The 16,230-nt window shown below is 65.5% G+C and carries 15 protein-coding genes; 6 read left to right on the plus strand and 9 right to left on the minus strand.

What is annotated here, in order from left to right:
• Positions 1 to 63: 63 nt before the first annotated feature.
• Positions 64 to 954: a LysR family transcriptional regulator gene (locus DBZ32_RS17585; RefSeq protein ID WP_119168550.1), complete on the plus strand. Its 891-nt coding sequence runs from the start codon at positions 64 to 66 to the stop codon at positions 952 to 954.
• Between the two features lie 56 nt (positions 955 to 1,010).
• On the opposite strand, the gene DBZ32_RS17590 is transcribed toward DBZ32_RS17585, so the two are convergent.
• Positions 1,011 to 1,511, minus strand: coding sequence for an Lrp/AsnC family transcriptional regulator (locus DBZ32_RS17590; protein WP_119168551.1), 501 nt, complete (start codon positions 1,509 to 1,511; stop codon positions 1,011 to 1,013).
• Between the two features lie 105 nt (positions 1,512 to 1,616).
• On the opposite strand from DBZ32_RS17590, the gene DBZ32_RS17595 reads away from it, so the two are divergent.
• Positions 1,617 to 2,528, plus strand: coding sequence for an EamA family transporter (locus tag DBZ32_RS17595; protein WP_119168552.1), 912 nt, complete (start codon positions 1,617 to 1,619; stop codon positions 2,526 to 2,528).
• Positions 2,529 to 2,642: 114 nt separating this feature from the next.
• On the opposite strand, the gene DBZ32_RS17600 is transcribed toward DBZ32_RS17595, so the two are convergent.
• Positions 2,643 to 3,125 carry an Hsp20 family protein gene (locus tag DBZ32_RS17600; RefSeq protein ID WP_119168553.1) on the minus strand — a complete coding sequence of 161 codons (483 nt, stop codon included), beginning with the start codon at positions 3,123 to 3,125 and terminating at the stop codon, positions 2,643 to 2,645.
• A 233-nt stretch (positions 3,126 to 3,358) separates the two neighbouring features.
• Between DBZ32_RS17600 and DBZ32_RS17605 the strand changes: the two genes are divergently transcribed.
• Positions 3,359 to 3,775, plus strand: coding sequence for a DUF1465 family protein (locus tag DBZ32_RS17605; RefSeq protein ID WP_119168554.1), 417 nt, complete (start codon positions 3,359 to 3,361; stop codon positions 3,773 to 3,775).
• 69 nt (positions 3,776 to 3,844) lie between these two features.
• On the opposite strand, the gene rpmE is transcribed toward DBZ32_RS17605, so the two are convergent.
• Positions 3,845 to 4,069 (minus strand): 50S ribosomal protein L31, encoded by a 225-nt coding sequence (rpmE, locus tag DBZ32_RS17610; RefSeq protein ID WP_119168555.1) that lies wholly within the window; start codon positions 4,067 to 4,069, stop codon positions 3,845 to 3,847.
• Positions 4,070 to 4,439: 370 nt separating this feature from the next.
• On the opposite strand from rpmE, the gene DBZ32_RS17615 reads away from it, so the two are divergent.
• Positions 4,440 to 6,329: an ABC transporter transmembrane domain-containing protein gene (locus tag DBZ32_RS17615; RefSeq protein ID WP_119168556.1), complete on the plus strand. Its 1,890-nt coding sequence runs from the start codon at positions 4,440 to 4,442 to the stop codon at positions 6,327 to 6,329.
• A 91-nt stretch (positions 6,330 to 6,420) separates the two neighbouring features.
• Here the strand turns inward: DBZ32_RS17615 and DBZ32_RS17620 are convergent, their stop codons facing one another.
• Both DBZ32_RS17620 and DBZ32_RS17625 read right to left on the minus strand, forming a co-directional pair.
• Positions 6,421 to 7,176, minus strand: coding sequence for a sugar ABC transporter substrate-binding protein (locus tag DBZ32_RS17620; protein WP_119168557.1), 756 nt, complete (start codon positions 7,174 to 7,176; stop codon positions 6,421 to 6,423).
• Positions 7,146 to 7,526, minus strand: a complete 381-nt coding sequence (locus DBZ32_RS17625; RefSeq protein WP_119168558.1) for a hypothetical protein — start codon at positions 7,524 to 7,526, stop codon at positions 7,146 to 7,148. Before DBZ32_RS17625 ends, DBZ32_RS17620 begins: the two co-directional genes overlap by 31 nt.
• Positions 7,527 to 8,420: 894 nt before the next feature.
• Here DBZ32_RS17625 and DBZ32_RS22890 point away from each other — a divergent pair.
• On the plus strand, positions 8,421 to 8,714 hold the full coding sequence (locus tag DBZ32_RS22890; protein ID WP_407923508.1) for a helix-turn-helix domain-containing protein: 294 nt from the start codon (positions 8,421 to 8,423) through the stop codon (positions 8,712 to 8,714).
• Between the two features lie 71 nt (positions 8,715 to 8,785).
• Here DBZ32_RS22890 and DBZ32_RS17635 read toward each other — a convergent pair whose 3' ends face one another.
• The 4 genes from DBZ32_RS17635 to DBZ32_RS17650 all read right to left on the minus strand — a co-directional run bounded on the left by DBZ32_RS17635 (position 8,786) and on the right by DBZ32_RS17650 (position 15,536).
• Entirely contained in the window at positions 8,786 to 11,734 is a 2,949-nt protein-coding gene (locus DBZ32_RS17635; protein ID WP_119168560.1) for a phosphoenolpyruvate carboxylase, read from the minus strand.
• A gap of 3 nt (positions 11,735 to 11,737) precedes the next feature.
• Positions 11,738 to 12,799 (minus strand): S1C family serine protease, encoded by a 1,062-nt coding sequence (locus DBZ32_RS17640; RefSeq protein WP_119168561.1) that lies wholly within the window; start codon positions 12,797 to 12,799, stop codon positions 11,738 to 11,740.
• Positions 12,800 to 12,944: 145 nt separating this feature from the next.
• Positions 12,945 to 14,105, minus strand: coding sequence for a succinylglutamate desuccinylase/aspartoacylase family protein (locus DBZ32_RS17645; protein ID WP_119168562.1), 1,161 nt, complete (start codon positions 14,103 to 14,105; stop codon positions 12,945 to 12,947).
• Positions 14,106 to 15,080: 975 nt separating this feature from the next.
• Entirely contained in the window at positions 15,081 to 15,536 is a 456-nt protein-coding gene (locus tag DBZ32_RS17650) for an iron-sulfur cluster assembly scaffold protein (RefSeq protein WP_119168563.1), read from the minus strand.
• Positions 15,537 to 15,712: 176 nt separating this feature from the next.
• Here DBZ32_RS17650 and hisI point away from each other — a divergent pair, with 176 nt between their 5' ends.
• Positions 15,713 to 16,207 carry a phosphoribosyl-AMP cyclohydrolase gene (gene hisI / locus DBZ32_RS17655; protein ID WP_119168564.1) on the plus strand — a complete coding sequence of 165 codons (495 nt, stop codon included), beginning with the start codon at positions 15,713 to 15,715 and terminating at the stop codon, positions 16,205 to 16,207.
• Positions 16,208 to 16,230 lie beyond the last annotated feature (23 nt).

A 16,230-nucleotide genomic window follows, 5' to 3' on the forward strand; every position in this document is an offset into this window, starting at 1 on the left:
GGCGCGCCGTTCGAGTCGGACGTTTCTTCGCGGCGCTAACTCCAGTGGGGGCGGAGTCCTTTGATGGACTGGGACAAGCTGCGCATTTTCCACGCCGTTGCGGAAGCGGGCAGCTTCACGCATGCGGGCGAGGTGTTGAATCTCAGCCAGTCGGCGGTCAGCCGGCAGATCTCGGCCCTCGAGGAGTCCTTGAAGGTCCCGTTGTTTCACCGCCATGCGCGCGGGCTGATTCTGACCGAACAGGGCGAGTTGCTCTACCACACGGCGCATGAGGTCTTCGGCAAGCTGGCGATGACCGAGGCGCTGCTGACCGAAAGCAAGGACCGGCCGCGCGGACCGCTCAAGGTCACCACGACTGTCGCCTTCGGCTCGACCTGGCTCGCACCGCGGGTGCGCGAGTTCCTGGAACTCTATCCCGAGATCGAGCTGCATATGATCCTGGACGACCGGGAACTCGATCTCTCGATGCGCCAGGCGGACGTGGCCATTCGTTTGTCGCCGCCGCGCCAGGCCGACCTGATCCAGCGCCACCTGCTGACCGTGCACATGCACGCCTTCGCCTCGACGGCCTACCTCAAGAAGCACGGCCTGCCGAAGGTGCCGAGCGATCTGGACAACCATCGGATCGTCGTCTACGGCGAAGACACCCGTCCCCCGGTTCCCGACGTGAACTGGCTGTTGCGCATCGGCATGCCCTCGAATTCGATGCGCCGGGCCGCGCTGACCCTCAACAACGTCTACGCCATCATGCAGGCCGTCTCCTCCGGCGCCGGCTTGGGCGCCTTGCCCGAGTTCATGGTGCAGGAGGGCAGCGATCTGGTGCATGTCTTGCCGGAGTCCGAGGGGCCGCGCATCGACGCCTACTTCGTCTATCCGGAGGAGCTGCGCGGCACGCGGCGGATCGAGGTCTTCCGGGATTTCCTGCTGCGCCAGGTCGCTCAATCGCGCTTCTAACCGCCCGGCTTTCGGCCGGCGCGCGTTCAGATGCCTTGCCGGTACGGGACCTCGCGCTACGCTGGCGTCCTCGAGCGGGGCTTGACCGCGGGCTTCTGGATCACCGGCAGACGGCGCGGCACGGGTGAGGACTGAATGATCGAGGTATTCGTCATCGCGTAGGGGATGATCTCGTCGATCAGCGCTTCCAGATCCTCGACCGATGGCACATGGGCGCGGGCGATGAAGCAATCCTCTCCGGTCACCCTGTAGCACTCGACCACCTCGGGCAGTCCACGCAGAATCTCGGCGACCTTCTTGAGCTGACCCGGGATCGGCCGGATGCGGAGCCAGGCCGCGAGCGGCAGTCCAAGTGCCTCCGGGTTGATTTTCACCGTGTAACCTCCGATCACGCCCGCTTCTTCCAGGCGCTTGATGCGCTCGGACACGCTCGGCGGGGTGAGCCCGACCTCCCGAGAGAGTTCGGCCAGACTGACACGTGCGTTGTCGATGAGGGCCGAAAGGATCCGCAGGTCCACCGCATCCAGCCCACCATTTTCATATCGAAGGCGTTTCACTTTTACGGCCTCATAAAGATTGGCCAATCGAGCCTAACACCTGAGTTATGCGCTGTAGCTACGAAAAATCGACTCTCATACTGATGGAAATCTCGGGGAGAGCCGATGAAACCGCGCAGTTTGACGTTCACGGCAGTCGCCCGGTCGGTCCCGCCGCACGCCTGGTTCGGCATCAGCGCGACCTTTCACTATCTCGGGCCGTCCTTCGCGGTGCTGCTGTTCCCCGCCGTCGGCGTCCTCGGAGTCGCCTGGATGCGGATCGCATCGGCGGCGCTGATCTTCGCGCCCTGGACCAAACCTTGGCGGATGCTGCACGCGGCGGACTCCCGCACAAGGCTTCTGCTGATCGGCCTGGGTCTGTGTCTCGCCGTCATGAACGTATCCTTCTACCTGGCGCTCGAACGGCTCCCCATGAGCCTGGTCGCGGCAATCGAGTTCGTCGGCACGATCGGACTGGCGGTTTGCGGACTGCGGACGGGCCGCAATTTTCTGGCGTTGGCCCTCGCCATGGTCGGCGTCCTACTGCTGATCGACGTGACCTGGTCGAGTGATCCGCTGGGACTGTTCTGGGCTTTTCTCAACGGAGCGCTCTTCGTCGGCTACGTCATCCTGGGGCATAAGGTCTCGGAGCAGGGAGCAAGCGGCGGTGTCGAGGGTCTCGGCGCCGCCATGGCGATCGCCTTCCTTTTCGTCATGCCCATCGGCTTCCCGGAAGCGATGGAAGCCTTCGGCGCCGTCGAGTTGCTGCTTGCGGGTCTCGGCGTCGGCCTCTGCTCCTCTGTAATCCCTTACGTTTGCGACCAACTGGCCATGTCGAGATTGCCGCGTGCGAGCTTCGCGCTGCTCCTCGCGCTTCTTCCGGCCACGGCGACGCTCATCGGGGCGATCGTGCTCGCGCAGATTCCGACCTTGCAGGACCTTTTCGGCGTGGCTCTGGTCATGCTCGGAGTCGCCCTGCATAAGCCCGCTCCTCCCGCGAATTCAGGGAAAGAGGCGGAGACACTCACGACCAAGTAGAACGGCAAGGTCTTCGGACATCTTCAGAAGGGGTCTGTCTGTAAGCGGAGACCGCAAAAAGGGCCGGACGGTCGCTCCGCCCGGCCCTCTCTTGCCGTTTTGAAACCGTCGGACTTACGCGGCTTCGTTCTCCAGGACCTTCGTGCCCCGGCCGTTGGCGACGGCCTGGATCGCGATGCTGCGGGGCTTCGCCGACTCCGGCACCTCGCGCAGTAACTCGACATGCAGCAGGCCGTTCTCCAGCCGGGCGCCGGACACGCGGATGTGATCGGCGAGCTGGAAGCTGCGCTGGAACGCACGGGTCGCGATGCCGCGATGCAGGAAACGGGGGCGTTCGCCCTGTCCTTCGGCTTCGTCGCGTCCCTTCTTGCCTTCGATCGTCAGCTGGTTCTCGTGCAGCGTGACGTTCAGGTCGTCATCGCCGAATCCGGCCACCGCCATCGTGATGCGATAGGCGTCATCGCCGGTCTTCTCGATATTGTAGGGGGGATAGTTGAGTGCGCTCTCGTCGACCCGGCTCGCCGTATCGAGCAGGTTCATCATACGGTCGAATCCGACCGTGGCGCGCAGAAGCGGGGAAAAATCGGTGGTACGCATAGATCATATCCTCCAAGAAGCGATATGTGTTCGAACAGCCCTCCGATCGGTCGGCAGGGCCCGTGGATCAGATCGGGGCAAGGTCTCCGAACCCGCTAGGCGGCCTTCGGTTTGCCCAAATCTTCGTCTCAGGTAATCAAGCGCTAACTTCACTTCAAGAGTATGGGGCGCGGCGTTTCGGTCGCCCCCTCCGCACTTGTGGAGCGCTAGCAAGCTGTTAATGTTTCAGGATCATGTCGCAGAACAACCCGTCAGAAGTCAGCCCGCAGATCTCGTTTCTCAATGGAACCTACGCCGAGGCGCTCGCGCTGACTCAGGAAGCGCGCGACTACGTCGCGCTGGAGGAGCGGGCGGAGCGCAAGGGCCTGCGGCCGGCGGATCAGCTGGTGGCGGCCTGCGAATCCATGCGGGTCACCACGCGCTTGACCCAGGTGATGGCCTGGCTTCTGGTGCAGCGCGCCGTGCAGGCGGGTGAGATGACGCGAGACGATGCGCGCCAGCCTCAGCACCGGCTCAGCGCGAAGGAAATCTGCGAAACCTCGGAACTCTCGGCACCCGCGGACCTGACGCCGCGGATGATGCATCTGCTCAGCCGCAGCCATGCGCTCTACGAGCGGGTGGCCCGGTTGGACGCGCTACTGGATACCTAGTCTTCGCTGGGCGTCGAAGGTCTGCGAACGTGAAAGCCCGTAAAGGCGAGGCCTGTCGGCTCGGCTGCCTTACTTCTTCAGGCCGAGGCCGGCAAAGCGTTTGTTGAACTTCGCGACCTGTCCGCCGCTCTCGTTCAGGCGCTGCACGCCGGTCCAGGCCGGATGAGTCTTGATGTCGATATCCAGACGCAGGCTCTGCCCGGCCTTCCCGTAGGTGGAGCGCATCGGCAACTCCGTACCGTCGGTCATCACCACGGTGAGGTCGTGATATTCGGGATGGATGTCTTTCTTCATGGTCCTGGACTTTCTGACCTAAGGCTTTCCAGCCTGAGCTTTTCGAGCGGCGCGTTGTGAGAGGTCGCGGATATAAACAAACCCGCGACCGATCGCAACCCCGCGAAGCGCCTTGTCATGAGGTCGCAGTCTGGGGCCGGATCATCGCAGGCGCACGGGATTTCGCCTCCGCCGAGGACGGCAATCGCCCTCTAACCCTATGAGAGAGCGGGATTTCCGCTTTGCGTGGATCGCCCCTGCGATCCGACCTGAAGCGATCCTGCTGCGTGGGAGCCTCGCTTGCGAGGCCCCTGCAGCTCGTGCAATAGCTGACGCGGGCCATTTACCCACGAGTGGCCGTTGTTTTTCCTGGAGCGCGAAACCTCCGTCGATGTCCGATCCTGCTACCGCCCCCTCCGGCGCCTCTCCTTCCAGCGCCTCGGCGCCGGCTCCGGCGACGACCGCCGCCTTGCGCCAGAGCGACCGGCCCAAGAGTCGCGATCTGCGCGTGCTCGTGACGCTCTGGAGCTTCGTCAAGCCTTACGGCTGGCAGGTCGCGCTGGCGGCCCTGGCGCTGATCGTCGCTGCGGGCACCGTCCTGGCCCTGGGCAAGGGCCTGAGGATGCTGGTCGACGAAGGCTTCGCGTCGGGCAACTCGGCGCTGCTCGACAAGGCCGTCCTGGTGCTGCTGGGGGTGGTCGTGCTGCTGGCCGGCGCGACCTACGCGCGCTTCTACCTGGTGTCCTGGATCGGCGAGCGGGTGGTGGCGGATGTCCGCCGGGCCGTCTTCGACCGGGTGATCGCCCTCTCGCCCGCCTATTTCGAAATCAACCGCACGGGCGAGATCCTGTCGCGCCTGACCACCGACACGACGATCCTGCAGGTCGTGGTCGGCAGTTCGGTTTCGGTGGCTTTGCGCAATGTTCTCCTCTTCGTCGGCGGTCTCGTGCTGCTGATGATCACCTCGCCGAAGTTGACGGGGCTCGTTCTTCTGGTGGTGCCGCTGGTGCTGCTGCCGATCATCTTCTTCGGCCGGCGCGTACGCCGGCTTTCGCGCGAGAGCCAGGACCGGATCGCCGATGTCGGTGCCTACGTCGACGAATCCCTCAATGCGATCCGCACGGTTCAGGCCTTCACCCACGAGTCGCTGGACAGTCAGCGCTTCGGTCAGCGCGTTGAGGGGGCTTTCGCGACCGCCGTCCGCCGAATCAGCGCGCGGTCGGCCCTGACCGGAACCGTGATCGTTCTGGTGTTCGGCTCGATCTCCGCGATCCTCTGGGTCGGCGGTCACGACGTGCTGAGCGGGCGGATCAGCGCCGGCGAGCTCTCGGCCTTCGTCTTCTACGCGGTGGTGGTGGCCGGCGCGGTCGGCTCGATCAGCGAAGTGATCGGCGATCTGCAGCGCGCCGCGGGCGCGACCGAGCGGCTGCTCGACCTGCTGGCGACCGACAGCGAGATCGAGGTGCCCGACAACCCGGCGCCGCTGGCGCAGCCGGTCAAGGGGGCCATCGTCTTCGACCGGGTGAACTTCCACTACCCCGCGCGTCCCGAGTGGGCGGCCCTGGAAGACTTCTCGCTGGAGGTGGCGCCCGGCGAGAAGGTCGCGCTGGTCGGTCCGTCGGGCGCCGGCAAGACCACGGTGATGCAGCTTCTCCTGCGCTTCTACGACCCGGCCGGCGGCAGCCTGCGCTTCGACGGGGTCGACCTGCGCGCGCTCGATCCGCAGCAGCTGCGCGGCGCCATCGGCCTGGTGCCGCAGGAGCCGGTGATCTTCGCGGCGGACGCCTGGGAGAACATCCGCTACGGCCGGCCGGAGGCCAGCGACGCGGAGGTTTTGGAGGCTGCCCGCGCCGCCCATTGCCTGGAGTTTCTGGAGAACCTGCCCAGCGGTCTCGACAGCTTCATGGGCGAGAAGGGCGTCAGGCTGTCCGGCGGCCAGCGTCAGCGCCTGGCCATCGCCCGCGCCATCCTGCGCGATCCCGCCCTGCTGCTGCTGGACGAGGCCACCTCCTCCCTGGACGCGGAGAGCGAGAAGGCGGTGCAGGACGCGCTCGACCGGCTGATGGTCGGGCGCACCTCCATCGTCATCGCCCACCGGCTGGCGACCGTCCTCATGGCCGACCGCATCATCGTGCTCGACCGTGGCCGCATCGTGCAGGCCGGCAGCCACGCCGAACTGCTGCGGGACCGCGACGGCCTTTACGCCCGTCTCGCCGCCCTGCAGTTCGACCAGGCCGAGGCCCTGGGCCGCCCCAGCTACGACGAGGTCGCCGCGAAGTAGCTATGGATAGTCGCGACAGTCATTGCTTTTGCCGAGCTTGACCGAAACCCCACCCCGAGCGAAGCGTTGCTCAGGGTGGGGCATCCGTGAGCTAGCGATCCGTCGGAGTTTGTGCGGTGGTGTCGCTGTCAACGACGATCGTCGGCGTCTCTACGAAGCCGCCGTGAAAGCGACCGGCAAGTGCTTCAGCGACAACTCGCACTGAGGCTGCGCCGATTGCAGCAGGATCTGTGTCTACCGTTGCGGTGAGTTCGCCTTCGGAAACCATCTGAAGTGCATCGGGATCGCCGTCACGGCCGAGGAGGAGGATGTCTGACCGCCCGGCGGCATCGGTTGCCAGGCGTGCGCCCATGATCATGTTGTCGTTGGCAGCCCAGATCAGATCGATGTCCTGATGTTCACGTAGCAGCGTCTCTGCCGCCTTTTTGCCGCCTTCCACGCTCCAGTCGCCTTGCTCGCTTCCCACGACTGTCAGATGCGCGTGCTCCGCAAGACCTTCGCGAAACCCTGAGACAGCCTCTGTGGAATGGTAGCCTGGCGCACCCTCGATAAGGCCCACTTGCATTGTCCGACCCGCTGAAAGCCGACCGGCATAATCCCCCATGGCGCGGTTGGCGCCGCGTTGCGAATAGCCGACGACGGCATGAATCGGTGTGGGAAAGGATTGCAGGTCGGAGTTCGCGACAACCACTACAATTCCGGCATCGACGGCTTGACGGAGGATCGGGGCAGCCAGCTCCGCGTCGCGTATAGCCACAATCAGGCCATGCACATCGGGCAATCCGTGGACCGAGGGGCGCGTGATAACTTCTTCAATTAGCGCCACATGCACCTCGTAGCGCCACATGCACCTCGTAGCGCCACATGCACCTCGTTGTCGCCGCTTCCCGGCGGTCCCATGGTGATCGCTTCGGCATTGATTTGGTCGGCCATGGCCTCGACGCCTTCGCGCATTGAGGCATAGTAGGAAAAATCCGGCGCGACCGGCACGAAGGCAAGTCGGATCGGTCCTTCACGTACCGCGTCACGCCCGCGAAGATTGTCGAAGGGTGCTTGTGAGTTGACGGCGAGCGGCGCTGCCGAGGTGGCCGGCGCTGTCTCGGCCTGCGCCCCGCTATCTGCAGCTACCGAAGGATTGGCGATGGCGTTGACGGTGACGACAAAGGTTGTAACTGCGGTTAGGACTACACTTCGCATCCGCTATTCCCCTTCTCAATACGTTTCCAGGTTGCGGCGCCTGTGAGGTCGTCCCCGCACGCGGCTGGCGCCGACACGTGGAACTTGGGGCTATTGGCGAACGGCTTCTTTCACCGCCTGGCCCGATTTTCACGATCTTAGCGTCCTGTATCAGCTGATCGCGTCATTGCCGAGTTTCCCGCTTCTCCCCACTTGATTTCAGGGGAGAACAGGTAGCTGGAATTGCTCAGGGTGCGCGATGGCGACTTATCCGGTATGAAAAACTTGCGGGTGGCGTCTCCTATTTCTTCGGTCCTTGCACCGACCGATGTGGCTCGGCTTCTGCCCTGTCGGCCCGTACTCAGCAGCGAAGACTTGGGTTGGAAAGATCTTGTGGTCCTGCGCCAGGCGCAGCCGGCTGCCGAGTTGCCGGAGTGGACAATCGGTCATCACAAAATTAGCGTCGTCACCCGTGGTGGATATCATCTTGAGCAGTGATATGTCGGGCGCTGGCGCAGCGCGCGTACCCGAGTAGACGATGTTACGATCCTCCCGGCCGGTTCGCCGGTGGCGTGGCGCTGGGACCGAGCCATTGAGGTGATAGACCTTTTTCTCGCCCCGCCTGTCGTTGCACGAGTCGTTGAGCAGGAATTCGACAACGATCCGGCCCGTTTGGAGATCCGTGACTGCTTCGCTGCGCGGGAGAGCGGACTCGCATTACTAGCCCGCACGCTGTTGGCCGAGGTCGCGGCCGGATCCCAAGGGCGTCTATTCGCGGAGAGTCTCGCGACGGCGCTTGCTGTCGTCCTCGCTCGAACTCATTCGGCTTCGCCATTGCGAGAGGTTCGAGAGAGCGACGGTACGCCAAGCAGACACAGGCTTGCTCCTGCGCGGTTTCGTCGTGCGACCGACCTCATGCGGGACAGGCTTGCCGACGACATCAGTCTCTCCGACATAGCCGACTCCGTTGGTCTCAGCCCACAGCACTTTGCTCGGGCCTTCTCTCGTGAAACCGGCATGCCGCCTCACCGCTACCTTATGGGGCTTCGCGTTGAGCGAGCCCGAGAATTCTTGGCCGAAAGCAACCTGCCCCTAGCCGCCGTGGCGATCAAATCGGGCTTTTGTTCACAGAGCCACATGACAACTGCTTTCAAGCGTGTTCTCGGAACGACGCCTGGGCGCTATCGAGTAACTGCCAAGGCGTGGTGACGCAAAACTTCGCATTGCTTGTTTCAGTTCGTCTGCTCGCAACGATTGGCAGGGCGGCTCAAAACGGTCTGTCAGCCGTAAGCGCCGAAGCAGTGCGAGATGCCGACCGTGAGGTCCTGGGCGATCTCGAAGGCCGAGAGCATCGGGTCGATCAGCTGCCGGTTCATCTCCGCATAGTCGATGGCTTCGGCCCCGCGATAGCTGGCGGCCTCGTCGAGCTGGTAGTCGGCGGCGATCGGCTGGCCCGCCGGAAAGATTCTGCGCAGCAGTTGGGTCGTCTCGAGCACGCGCAGGCGGGTCGTCAGCGCGATGACGTCGTCCTGCGACATGTCGTGACGGGTCGAGAATTTCGGCAGCCGCGCCGCCAGCAGGAAGATGTGCTGGATCAGCGCGAGGCGCAGGCTCTGCAGCAAGGCGGGGTCCGCGCTCCGCCGGCTGTCGCCGCCCTCCGCGCCGATCCCGGACTCGACGCCGATCTCCGCCAGCAGGTCATCCAGGTGGATGGCATCCTCGCGCAGGGCCGAGCCCAGCCGGAGCATCGCGTAGAAGCGCGGGTCGTCGCGCAGATGTTCGGCCAGCAGCAAGCAGCCTTCCTTCAGGCCGGTTTCGCGCTCGCGTCTGGGCCGGGCGACCCAGTAGGCGCCGTCGAACAGGGCCGCGTAGGCCGCCAGCGTGTCCAGGCTGGAGAGCGCCCGGGCGCGCCGCACCAGATCGACGATCACCTTGAGGCGGTCGGAGCGGGCATGCAGGCCGGCGAAGGTTTCGCGGTCGTGGCGCAAGGCTGAGCCGAGGCCGGCGACCAGGTTGATGCCGTAGCCGAGCTGCTGCAGCAGCGCGTTGTGCGGAATGGCGCGCAACGCGGCGGCGGCGACGCGGCTGTCGCTGCGGCCATCGAACTGCCGGCTGGTCTTACGCGATCCGGTGGCGACCAGAAGGTTGGTGCCGAAGGCGGTCAGCAAGGTGCTGTGGTCCGCCTCGGCGAAAAGCCGGGTCTGAAAGCTGCGCAGGCGCTCGTGCAGATCGCGATTGAAGAGGTAGGCCGCGTAGAAGGGGTCGTCCTGGGCCGGACCGCTGTCGGCCAGGCGCGCTTCCAGGATGCCGGCGAGAACGGCGAGCGCCAGTTCGGCCCGGCCGAAGAAGACGTAGCCGTCGCCGCCCTGGAAACTGGTTTCGTGCAGCAGGCGAATGCCGCGCGCCCTGTAGCGCTGCCGCACCCAGGGCGAGAGCACGTAGTCCTGCCGGTCGCGGAAGCTGGCGGGATGCGCACCGCGGCCCATCGACTCGCCGTGGGTATCGAAGATCAACACCTCGATCTCGCCCAGATCCTCTGCCGCCTGGGCCGCTTCGATCACGCCCGCCAACTGCCCCTGCAGCCGCTCGACCGCCAGCGCGGCGGGAACCTGGCCGATGAAACGGCCGGCGTCCGAGAAGCCGGTCTGCACGGCCAGGCGGCCGCGCGCGCCGATGTAGCGGCGATAGCTCCTGGTCTTCAGCAGGCTTTCGACCAGCGCGGCGCCGTGCTCCAGCGCCTGCTCGGTTTCGAACAGCGGGGAAATGTCGACCCGGTCCTCGACGCCGAACAGGCGGGCGAAGTAGAGCGCGGCCAGCGGTGTGAAGGGATGCTCGCACTCGGCGATCAGCAGCCGGATCGGTTTGTCGCCGTCGATGTGCTTGAGGATCTGCGCAATCGCGATGAACTGGCGGACCGCGGTGGCGCTTTCCAGCGCCAGCGAGGCGAAGTTGACCGTCTCCCGCGGCAGATCCTCCACCGCGCGATCCAACTGGTTCAGCAGGACCCGGCTTTCCATCTCGGTGGCGGGGGCGAGGCCCAGGGGCTTGCGGATGGCGTTGTGCACCTGGGCCGCGTTGATGCGCAGGTGGATCAATCCGGCGCCGAGGCCGTGCAATTGGATTTCGGACCGCAAGACGGCGAATGACCGGGCTGCCTCTTGCTGGCCTGCCGCTTCGACGGCCTCGTTCAGGTTGTCGATCAGGTTTGCGGTCGAATTTCCCAGTCCGCCGTCGCGCCGCCGGGTCAGGCTGTTGGCCGCCGTTGTCAGGGCCGCCGGACCCTCCAGATCGCCGTGGAAGGCCGCGATCTGCCGGGCGACGGCCTGCAGTTCCTCGCGCAGTCGTCTGATCGCCGTCTGTGCCGCCGCAAGGGCGGCGTCGTCTGTCGGCAGTTCGGCGAGGATATTCTCCAGGCGTCTCGCGTAGCGCTCGAGCTGCCAGCGTTTTTCCTGCAGGCGGAAGCGGATGCTGTCGACCCAGGTGATGTCGTTGCGTCCGTCCAGATCGTAGCCGACCCAGGTGGCGAGGCTGATGGGCGCCGGGCGCAGCTCTCTCCAGCGATCGGGATAGACCTCCTGAGCGACCTGCAGGATCGTGCGCAGCAGCGTCGCCACGGCGTCCTGCGCCTGGGCCAGGGCCGACAGCGCCTGTTCGTGCTCGCTGTCGAGGGTGATCGGCTGATCGGGCCGGTGCGGCAGGTTGCGCAGGTTGCGCTCGGTCTCCGCCCTCGGCTTGCGGCCCTCGACCAGGTCGGTGAGCAGCTCGCGCAGGGCCTGCGACATGGCGAAGGTGGGATGCGCCGTAAAGACGATCCCGTCCTCCGGTCGGCTCCAGAGCGCGGCGAAGTCCTCGAAGGGTGTCGTCGCTCCCGCGTTCCCGACGGTCGTGCCCCGCACCAGGGCCGTCAGCCGAGCCCTGCCCGGCTGGCCGCCGGCTCCGTCAGCGCCGCCGCCCGTCTTGTCACTTTCGAGGCCGAGATAGCGGCGCAGGCGCTCGGCGCGGTCGATCAGCGCCTCGTCGCTCAGCGTCTTGGCGGCAGCGGCGATATCGCGTAGGCCGACCTCTCCGCGTTCCAGCGCGACCGACAGCTCGAAGGCCAGGTGCTGCACGGGATTGAAGAGGGGTTCCTGCCGACTGCGGGCACGGTAGGCGACCAGCCGCTCGCGCCACTCACTCAAAAGGTCCGGCGCCGGTTTCGCGCTGTCGGCAAGGGCTTGGCGCGAACTCACGGGCTAGAAACTGCCGTCCAGCATGAGGAAGTCGTAGCGGTCGATCGAACGGACTTCGGTCTCGCGCCGTCCGTCGGCGCGCAGAACCGTCAGGGGCACCTCCACCCCGGCGTCTCCGAGCGCCCAGATCTTGCGGTAGAAATCGGCTTGATCCGCGACCGGTTCGCTCCTCACGGCGACGACGACATCCAGGGGTTCGACACCGGCGCGGTCGGCCGGACCGCCCGGCGTGACGCGCTGAACCAGAAGCCTGTCGCCGACCTCCACCGTGTGTAGCCCCAACCAGGGCCGGGGCGCGGTGTTGGCGCGGCCGAAGGCGAGCAGGTCGTCGTAGATGGGCCGCAAGGTCTGGATCGGTACGAACATGTTTCCCGGCAGGACTCTGCCGCCCACTCCGCCGCTATCCCCGCCCAGCGCGTCGCCGACGTGGAGCGACCCGATGCCGAGCAGTTCGCCCTGCCGGCTGACCAGTGCCGCGCCGCCGTAGCCCGGATGGGGCGGGGTGGTGAAAATCGCGTCGGACAGAAGGTACTCCCAGTAGCCGGTAAAGTCCCGCCGCGAAACGACGATGGCTGGCGCGACCCTTTGCTGGCGGCCCGTGGAGGCGACCACCAGGACCTCGCTGCGCTCTTCCGCGTCCGTCAGGGAATTGCCCAGCGGCATCGCCGGCAGGCCGAGAGGCCGGTCGGCGCGCACCAGACCGAAACCGCTGTCGTAGTCGTAGGCCGTCACTTCGGCACCGACGATGCGGTCGTCGGGCAGCAGCAGTTCGACGGAGCCGGCTTCCATGACCAGATAGCCGATCGTGAGAACGAGACCCTCGCGCGCGTCGATAACGACGCCCGAGCCCTGGCGTTCCGTCCCCAGGCTACCGGCGGTGCGGGCGTCCGCTGGAATTAGGGCGCGAATGCCGATGACCGCCTCGAGGGGACTGACGGCCTCAAGAGGACTGGCGGACCTTTCGCCATCAGGCGCGCCGGTCTGGGCGAGACCGGGCCGGCCGGTCAGCGGAGAGACGGCGATGAGAAGTAGAAGTCCGAGCTGTGCAAGGCGATGCAATGCCATGATAGGCCTCCGAAAGTCGATCCGACCTCCCCTGGGCAACAAGTCGCTCTTACCAGCTAGGCTAGCACGGCAAGGCCCGCGGACAAGCCGCGCGGCGCGCCCTGGCGAATATTATTGAAGCGCGACCCCTAAGGAACGGCCCGGCTCAGTCTTCCAGCAGGTATCCGCTGCGATGGGGCAACGGGGTGCGTCCGACGATCTTGGCCAAGGCCATTCCCGGCGTAACGTAGCGGTGGCTGCGGATCGAGAGGATCAGCCCATCGGTCGTGGCCGTTATGGCTCGGCGGGCTCGCTTCGGATCGGTCGCGGCGGGATCGACGATCTCGCAGATCAGGTCGCCGATCTTGACCCGGTCGCCCGGTTCGACGCCGTAGACGACCACGCCCGCGCTGGGCGCCTTGACGCTGTCTGTGGCCGTCAGTTCCGTGGCCTCGCAATGCAGTTTCGGCAAGGCGCCGGGTTGACCGGCGATGAAACCGCGGCGCTGCAGGGTTCGGAAGATGGCCAGCGCGTCGGCCGAGGCTTGGGCGTCGTTGACGTCCATCCAGCCGCGCAACTCCACGGTCGCGGCCTCGCAAGCCGGCGGGATCGGTGCGCCGGAAAAGCGCTCGGCGAGCCGGAGCCAGGGTGTCGAGAAGGCTTCGTCGAAGGATCCGCCCCCGGAATCCTCGGCCAGCAGAACGGCGCGGACACCCAGCTCGGCGGCCAGATCCTGGGCTTGCGGCCAGTGTTGCGGGATCAGGAAGAGATGCGGGAGCGCCAGGTCGTCGCAATGCAGGTCCAGAACCAGGTCGGCGTCGCAGGCTTCGCGGGCCAGGATCAACCGCAAGGCCTGCAGGGAGCGCTGGGGCGTAATCTCGTCGAGCGCGTTTCGGAAGGCCGTCCGGATTACGGTCACGTTGCTGCCGGCATCGTCGCTCAACTGGCCGGCCACCCGGTCGCCGGCCAGGGCGGCCAGATCGGGCCAATTGCGATTGAAGTTGCCCCCGGACAACGCGAATTCGAAGCGCCCAAGCTGCGTATGATCGAAGAACTGAGCCAGGCCGAGCGGATTGGCGTAAGGCACCAGAGCGATCTGCCCCGTCACCTCGCCGTTGGTTTCGGCCTGCTGCAGAAGGCGCAGCAAATGGTGGGCGACCAGCAGACCGGGTGTCTCGTCGGCATGGAGCGAAGCTTGGATGTAGGCCTTCCGTCCGGTCGGCGACTCGGGGATGACCGACTCGGGGCCGAAACGGTGGATCAGCAACTGCTGCGCCGTGCCGGCAGCGGGTGCCGGCAAGCTACGGATGTCGGTGCGTCGCGCCATGGGTCGAGGGCTCGGATCGGGGGAAAGTGCCACGAGAGTTGCGCTCGCCGGCCTTTCGGTCAAGGTATTGATTTGGGGAGCATTTTCCGGCGGCCTCAGACAAGGCTGTGACCTGTTTGCAACAGAGTGCGGGAGCCATGCAACAGCGGCATGCCTCGCTTGCGGCAATTTGCATAGACGCAAGGCACTTTCATGCACATCTTCAGTGCACAGTTGCTGCGACGCAGCATCTTCGAGTCACCTTGCTGGCGCCGTTTGCCGTTTCTCGGTTTCCGGCGTGGGCAAGATTACGATCCGGAGTATTCCGGATGTTAGGGGCCCGCGGACTGCACCCCCCGTGCAGCGGGTCCTACGTCTCCCAGACGTGAAGCCTCCCTGTTCAACTTGCCCCGGTGGTTCACCGCCGGGGCTTTTCTTTTGTCTGACAGGTGAGCGGCGCTGGCGGATGAGCGGCCGGGGCCGTGGGCCGCGCCGGTCTTTTGCGGAACGGTGCGTTCCGCTCTACTCGGCTGGCAAGGGATCGTCTCGCCTGGCAAGGGACCGTCGCCGGCCGACTGTCCGGCTCTCCCTGCACGGGTGTTGATCTGCGGTCTTGTGGATATCTCAGAGGCGGTGCCGAGGGCGAAGAGGCCTCTCAGTTATCGGTCCAGTCGCTCCGCATCAAACCTTCGGGAAGCCTCTGATTCTTCCGATCCAAGAGGACTTCGTCGAGGCTTCGCAAGGGCCGCTGCAGGTAGGGACTGACCGGCTCGGTGGAGCGGTTTTCGAGAGAATCATCCACAGGTTTATCCACAATATGCATGGTCTGATACGACTCCTGCCGCAAGATGTTGGGTATTGGATGCCCCGATTCTGCTTAACGAGCGGTTAATCGGCAGGGGGTGTCGCGACGCCTTCGCCGAAGCTGCGGGCGTCTTTCGAGCGATTGGAATGGGTTAGCTGCGGGCGGACATTTTTAGGCGGACGTGGATATTTTTAGGTCCCGCCGCTGCGCTCCGCCTCGATCTGATCGAGCGCCTTCACCACAGCCTCGAAAGCCAGCAGCACCGACCCGTGGCGGGACTTCACGCCGCGCGCCGGCAACAGCACTTCCAGGTCCTCCCAGGGCGGCCCCGGCGGCGGTCCGCCCTCCTTTAGCATGGCCTGCATTTCCGTTCGCACACGATGCAGTTCGGCGCTGGAGCGTCCGATCACATGGCGGGCGAGGATGGAGGCGGCGGCCTGGCCCAGGGTGCAGGCACGCACGGTCTGGCCATAGTCCGAGACGCGGTCTTGCTGAAGCTTCAGATCGATCGTGATACGGCTGCCGCAGAGCGGACTGACCTGCTGTACTGTTGCGTCGGGGGTTTGCAGCCGCTCTTGCCGCGGGATGTCGCGGGCGAGCGCCATGACCCGGTCGTTATAGAGCTGCTTCAATGCGTCGTCGGCCATCTCGTGCCTATCGGTGATCCTGTGTCCGGTGGTCCTGGGCGAACCGGGGACGCCGCCCAGCTCGGCCCTTTCCTGACGGTCGCTTTCTTGCGGTGGCGAACCACGGTGGGTATATCACCCGCTTCGCCGACCGCGCCATCGGCAGGTCGTCTCCGTCAGACATGGGTTGGAAAACCATGACCGAACAGGCCCCGAAGTCCCCGCTCTTTGCCAAGCGCCTCACTGTCGAACAGGTCGAGGAAGGCCACGAGCTGGCGCCGAAGTTCGACGAGCAGGGCCTGATTCCCGTCGTCACCACGGCCTATGACGGCGGCGAGCTGCTGATGCACGGCTACATGAATGCCGAGGCGCTGACGCGGACCTTCGAAAGCGGCGAGGCCTGGTATTATTCGCGCAGCCGCAAGGCGCTCTGGCACAAGGGCGCCACCAGCGGTCTGGTTCAGAAGGTGCGCGAGATGCGCATCGACGACGATCAGGATTGCGTCTGGCTGCGGGTCGAGGTCGTCGGCGACGCCAGTTGCCACGTCGGCTACCGCTCCTGCTTCTACCGCTCGCTGCCGGTCGGCGAGGCTCCGGAGCAGGGGCCGGTGAAACTCCGTTTCGAAGAGACGGAGAAGACCTTCGATCCCGTCGAGGTCTACGGCGACGCGCCCAACCCGACGCAGCTTTAGGGACAGGCGCGAGACGGGGGCGC

It is taken from the genome of Algihabitans albus (assembly GCF_003572205.1).
Lineage (GTDB): Bacteria > Pseudomonadota > Alphaproteobacteria > Kiloniellales > DSM-21159 > Algihabitans > Algihabitans albus.

Coding starts and splice junctions, on each gene's coding strand:
- DBZ32_RS22890 (WP_407923508.1), top strand. CDS start 8,421: ATGCGGGACAGGCTTGCCGACGACATCAGTCTCTCCGACATAGCCGAC.
- DBZ32_RS17625 (WP_119168558.1), bottom strand. CDS start 7,526: ATGCGAAGTGTAGTCCTAACCGCAGTTACAACCTTTGTCGTCACCGTC.
- DBZ32_RS17640 (WP_119168561.1), bottom strand. CDS start 12,799: ATGGCATTGCATCGCCTTGCACAGCTCGGACTTCTACTTCTCATCGCC.
- DBZ32_RS17605 (WP_119168554.1), top strand. CDS start 3,359: ATGTCGCAGAACAACCCGTCAGAAGTCAGCCCGCAGATCTCGTTTCTC.
- hisI (WP_119168564.1), top strand. CDS start 15,713: ATGACCGAACAGGCCCCGAAGTCCCCGCTCTTTGCCAAGCGCCTCACT.
- rpmE (WP_119168555.1), bottom strand. CDS start 4,069: ATGAAGAAAGACATCCATCCCGAATATCACGACCTCACCGTGGTGATG.
- DBZ32_RS17600 (WP_119168553.1), bottom strand. CDS start 3,125: ATGCGTACCACCGATTTTTCCCCGCTTCTGCGCGCCACGGTCGGATTC.
- DBZ32_RS17585 (WP_119168550.1), top strand. CDS start 64: ATGGACTGGGACAAGCTGCGCATTTTCCACGCCGTTGCGGAAGCGGGC.
- DBZ32_RS17620 (WP_119168557.1), bottom strand. CDS start 7,176: ATGTGGCGCTACGAGGTGCATGTGGCGCTAATTGAAGAAGTTATCACG.
- DBZ32_RS17650 (WP_119168563.1), bottom strand. CDS start 15,536: ATGGCCGACGACGCATTGAAGCAGCTCTATAACGACCGGGTCATGGCG.
- DBZ32_RS17615 (WP_119168556.1), top strand. CDS start 4,440: ATGTCCGATCCTGCTACCGCCCCCTCCGGCGCCTCTCCTTCCAGCGCC.
- DBZ32_RS17595 (WP_119168552.1), top strand. CDS start 1,617: ATGAAACCGCGCAGTTTGACGTTCACGGCAGTCGCCCGGTCGGTCCCG.
- DBZ32_RS17645 (WP_119168562.1), bottom strand. CDS start 14,105: ATGGCGCGACGCACCGACATCCGTAGCTTGCCGGCACCCGCTGCCGGC.